3 protein-coding genes are annotated in these 2,386 nt (G+C 65.0%); all 3 read right to left on the reverse strand.

Features of this window, described 5'->3' with window-relative positions; genetic code table 11:
• A partial coding sequence (gene purL, locus JCM25156_RS13845; RefSeq protein WP_025813557.1) for a phosphoribosylformylglycinamidine synthase subunit PurL occupies positions 1 to 1,279 on the reverse strand: 1,279 nt, incomplete at its 3' end.
• Entirely contained in the window at positions 1,276 to 1,980 is a 705-nt protein-coding gene (gene purQ, locus JCM25156_RS13850) for a phosphoribosylformylglycinamidine synthase subunit PurQ (RefSeq protein WP_025813558.1), read from the reverse strand. The genes purQ and purL, both read right to left, overlap by 4 nt.
• Positions 1,977 to 2,363 (reverse strand): Rap1a/Tai family immunity protein, encoded by a 387-nt coding sequence (locus JCM25156_RS13855; protein WP_025813559.1) that lies wholly within the window; start codon positions 2,361 to 2,363, stop codon positions 1,977 to 1,979. Before JCM25156_RS13855 ends, purQ begins: the two co-directional genes overlap by 4 nt.
• Between the last annotated feature and the right edge of the window lie 23 nt (positions 2,364 to 2,386).

Consider the following 2,386-nt stretch of genomic DNA (forward strand, 5'->3'; position numbering starts at 1 on the left):
CGACCGTGCTGTCATACTGGTTGTACACCCATGCGCGCGAAGCAAGATCCGGGCAACCGATCAGCCGCATGAGCGCCTGCTCGGTGCCTACCGGATCAATGATCGGCTCCAGTGGCAGCGGCGGCTGCGCGGGGGCGGTGGGGCGGTGATAGACCGGGGCCTGATCGGCCAGCGGGGCGAGCGGAATGTCCGCCTCGACCGCGCCCTTGTGGCGGATCACGATATTGCCGGTATCGGTCAGGTGGCCGATGACGGCAAAATCCAGTTCCCATTTGTCAAAAATGGCGCGCGCCTGTTCCGTGCGATCCGGACGCAACACGATCAGCATGCGTTCCTGACTTTCGGACAGCATCATTTCATACGCGCTCATGCCGCGCTCGCGCTGGGGCACATGATCGAGATCAAGATCGATGCCCACCCCGCCCTTGCCCGCCATTTCAACGGCGGAGGAGGTCAGGCCCGCGGCCCCCATGTCCTGAATGGCCACGATCGCATCGGTCGCCATCAGTTCAAGGCAGGCCTCGATCAGCAGTTTCTCGACAAACGGGTCGCCCACCTGCACGGTCGGGCGCTTGGCCAGCGCGTCTTCATCAAATTCCGATGAGGACATGGTGGCCCCATGGATGCCGTCACGCCCGGTCTTCGATCCCACGTAAATGACCGGGTTGCCGACTCCCGCCGCCGCGGACAGGAAGATGCGGTCCTGCCGCGCCACGCCCACGGTCATGGCGTTGACCAGCGGGTTGCCGTCATAGGCGGGGTGGAAGTTGATCTCGCCGCCCACGGTCGGCACGCCCACGCAGTTGCCGTAGCCCCCCACGCCGCGCACCACGCCATCGACAATGCGGCGGGTCTGCGGGTTATCGGGGTCGCCAAAGCGCAGCGCGTTCAGGTTGGCGACAGGCCGCGCGCCCATGGTGAACACATCGCGCAGGATGCCGCCCACACCCGTCGCCGCGCCCTGATAGGGTTCGATGAAGGAAGGGTGATTATGGCTCTCCATCTTGAAGATGGCGGCCAGCCCCTGCCCGATATCGACCACGCCCGCGTTTTCACCGGGGCCATGGATCACCCATGGGGCGGTGGTGGGCAGCGTGCGCAGGAACGCGCGGGAGGATTTGTACGAGCAGTGTTCCGACCACATGACCGAGAAGATGCCCAGTTCCGTGAACGAAGGCGTGCGGCCCATGATCGACAGGACGTTGCCGTATTCTTCCGCTGTCAGGCCGAATTCGCGCGCCAGTGCCTCGTCAACGGGGCGCGGTAACTTTGCACTCATCCGACCAGAGCCTCCACAAGTCCCGTAAACAGGGGTTTACCATCCTCGCCCCCCATCAGCGGATCCACCAGATCCTCCGGGTGGGGCATCATGCCGCAGATGCGCAGGTTTTCGCTGAACACACCGGCAATGGCGTTCATGCTGCCATTGGGGTTGAGCGCGGGATCACCCGCATCCACCCGCCCGTTCTCCGCCACGTAGCGGAAGGCGACGCGCCCGGTATCGTCCAGCATGCGGATGGTCTCGGCCTCGGCAATGTAATTGCCATCACCATGCGCCATGGGCGTGCGGAACACGTCCCCCTTCGCCCAGTGGCGGGTAAAGGGCGTGTCATTACGCTCGACCCGCAGGAAGCAGTCCTGTGACAGGAAGCGCAGCGCCGCGTTGCGCAGCAGCGCGCCGGGCAGAAGCTGGGCTTCCGTCAGGATCTGGAAGCCGTTGCACACGCCCAGGATATGCCCGCCCTTATGCGCGAAATCGCGAATGGCGGCCATGATCGGCGCATGCGCGGCCATGGCGCCACAGCGCAGGTAATCGCCATAGCTGAAGCCACCGGGCAGCACCACGAGATCAAGCCCGGCGGGCAGCGCCGTATCCCGGTGCCACACCATGGCCGGGGCCTGTCCGGTCACGCCCCGCAGCGCGATCGCCATGTCACGTTCGCGGTTGGTGCCGGGGAAAACTACGATCGCCGCCTTCATCTGCCGTCGCCACAGGGGTAGGAGTCATGCAGCGCGGTAAAGACGACCTCACCAGCGGGGCGGTTCAGCCCGTCGCGGTGGGCCTTCATCCAGCTTACCACCTTGCCGCGCATATCCGCCGTATCGACGGACGGCGCGATGCAGAAGGCGGCGACATCCTTACTGTCCTTTTCCGCATTGCGTTCAAACAGGTGCGCAAGGGTCACGGAATCCGCGATGCCGGAAATATAGGCGTCGCACAGCCCGGTGGAACCGGCCTTGGTGCACATGGCCCCAAGCCTGTTGCCATCAATGCGCGAGACACGCTGCGCGGAAGCCTGCGCCACCGGCAGGGCCACGGCCATGGCGCTGGCCAGGGCGAGAAGGCGGGCGGCGCGGTTCATCCAACGACCTCCGTCACGAAATC

This window comes from Komagataeibacter kakiaceti JCM 25156 (assembly GCF_000613305.1).